Origin of the sequence: Epilithonimonas tenax DSM 16811 (genome assembly GCF_000428485.1) — a bacterium.
GTDB classification, from domain to species: Bacteria; Bacteroidota; Bacteroidia; order Flavobacteriales; family Weeksellaceae; genus Epilithonimonas; species Epilithonimonas tenax.
This window is the reverse complement of sequence record NZ_AUAA01000090.1, coordinates 1-2,220: the sequence shown is the minus strand read 5'-3', so window position 1 is coordinate 2,220 and position 2,220 is coordinate 1. Positions and strand designations below refer to the sequence as shown.

Here is a 2,220-nt window from a genome sequence, read left to right as displayed (position 1 = left end):
TCAGATTGCAACTAAGAGGTGTGCGGGATAAAGCATTTTTCTTGTTTAGGTTGTCTAAGCTTTTTGCCTAGCCCCCAAGTTTTGGAATTGATCCATTTTATGGATCAGATTAACCAAAATTTTTTAAAAAAAAACCGGAAAAATAGTGAATGATCACCTCTTTCCGGTTTTGTACCCAGTACCAGTTCCTGTATGTCAAATTTTTAAAAAACATAATAAATCAAAATAATTTGTAATTTATTGTTTGTCAATTAAATAAAATCGTTTTAGATTGTTTTTATTTGGATATGTTTTTAATCGTTTTTGATAGTTTTTAGACTTTGCGGACAAAATGCGGACATAGTTATGGAGATTTTTGATTAAAGTTTTATACTTTTGAAAAACAAATCTTCAGCTATGGCACAAACAAATTTATATCTGGGAAAGACAGCTAACAACGCTGGTGAGTCTGAAGTCAGTTTAAGGCTTTATGTTTCCAGAAGTATCCGAATAAGAGTAAGCTCCGGAATTTGGATAGATAGAAAGCGTTGGGGAAAGAAAAATGACATAAACATTCCTACAATTATTGGAAGCGAACGAGAATCGCTCTTAGAAAAACGCGCACGGCTCAAATCCTTAATAGGTTTACTCGAAAATATTATTAATACTTCTGATGATAAAAGTATTATCAATAAAGCGTTTTTAGAAAATCAAATCAAGCACTTTCATAGGCCTGAAAATAAGACATTTTCATCTTATCCAACCGAAACTATTTTCGATCTTATGGAAAGATATTTAAATGTCCATAAACTTTCTGAGTCTAGGAAGAAAAATTTTAGAGTTATAATAAGAAGTTTAAAACGGTTTGAATTATTAAGGACAAAAGAAAGTGGGAAAAATTTCAAATTATCATTGGATAGTTTGTCTCTTGGAATACTACAAGATATTGAAGATTTTCTAGGAAATGAAAAACAAACCTTTCTCAAATTTCCCGAAATCTATGCTCAAATTCCTTACTCAACAAAACTTGCTACTAAAAGTGCAACAAGAAAGCGTCCTGTAAATACGAATGAAAACGGAAATGAGATTCCAAAGGGAATTCCAAAAGAAAGAGGGAAAAATTCTGTCGCAGATATGTTAACAAGATTTCGAAGTTTTATTAAATGGGCAAACCTTCATAAGTACACAACTAACAATCCCTTTAAACATTTTATAATGGGTGAGGTTGTTTATGGTACTCCGATTTATATTACAAACGAAGAGAGAAATAAACTTTTAAATACTGATTTATCTGATGATTTGGAACTGGAAACACAACGTGACATCTTTGTTTTCCAATGTCTAATTGGCTGTAGAGTAAGTGATCTTCAAAAATTAACTTACAACAATATAATTGACAATTCCATAGAATATATTCCCAGGAAAACAAGAGAAGATCGTGCAATTTCTGTTAGAGTTCCACTGAATGACACAGCAAAAAAGCTAATTGAGAAATACAAAAATGTGGATAGAAAAAGTCTGTTCCCTTATAATTCTGAACAAAACTATAATTTAAAAATAAAAACTGCTTTTGCACGTGCTGGCTTGAATCGAATGGTTATAATTTTAGACCAAAAAACACGTGAAGAAGTACATAAGCCTCTGAATGAAATAGCTTCTTCTCATCTAGCAAGAAGAAGTTTTATAGGTAATATATACAAAAAAGTAAAAGATCCTAATCTTGTTGCATCCTTAAGCGGACACAAAGAAGGAAGTAAAGCTTTTGCGAGATACCGAACTATTGATGATGAAATGAAAAAAGAACTTATTGATTTATTAGATTAAAAAATTTTTAGTAAAATTAAAAATGTTAAATACAAATGATATGGAAATAAAAATAACTTCATTCAAATACCCAATACTACCTTTCATAATAATTTTCTTCGTTGGAATTCCCGTTGCTATGTTTGGAAGGTTGCAAATCATAGAACAAACTCATAATTTTGGATTAGGCAACTTGGTTTTCGCAACAATATTTATAATATGGTTTTTTACTTATTTTGCAATAATTGATGTGACCTACCATCTGATGGACAGTTTTAGAAATAAATGTAATGTTTTTTATCAAAATAATTCAGTTCATAACATTAACAACGATGTCGCAAACAATTGGATATACTAATTTAACGTCCAGTAAAAGTTAAGCATAAAACCTTAATTTTAAGATATGAAACAAGAACGAAAAATCTATGATCCTGCTTT

The 2,220-nt window shown here is 30.3% G+C and carries 1 protein-coding gene; it reads left to right on the top strand.

The genetic code is table 11. The annotated features are described in order from the left end of the window. Window positions 1-396: 396 nt before the first annotated feature. A complete protein-coding gene (locus F564_RS0117570) occupies window positions 397-1,803 on the top strand; it encodes a site-specific integrase (RefSeq protein ID WP_028123727.1) in 1,407 nt (468 codons plus the stop codon). The last annotated feature ends 417 nt before the right edge of the window (window positions 1,804-2,220 follow it).

Excerpts from the sequence above, each read along its gene's own strand:
- F564_RS0117570 (WP_028123727.1), top strand. The coding sequence starts at position 397 with ATGGCACAAACAAATTTATATCTGGGAAAGACAGCTAACAACGCTGGT.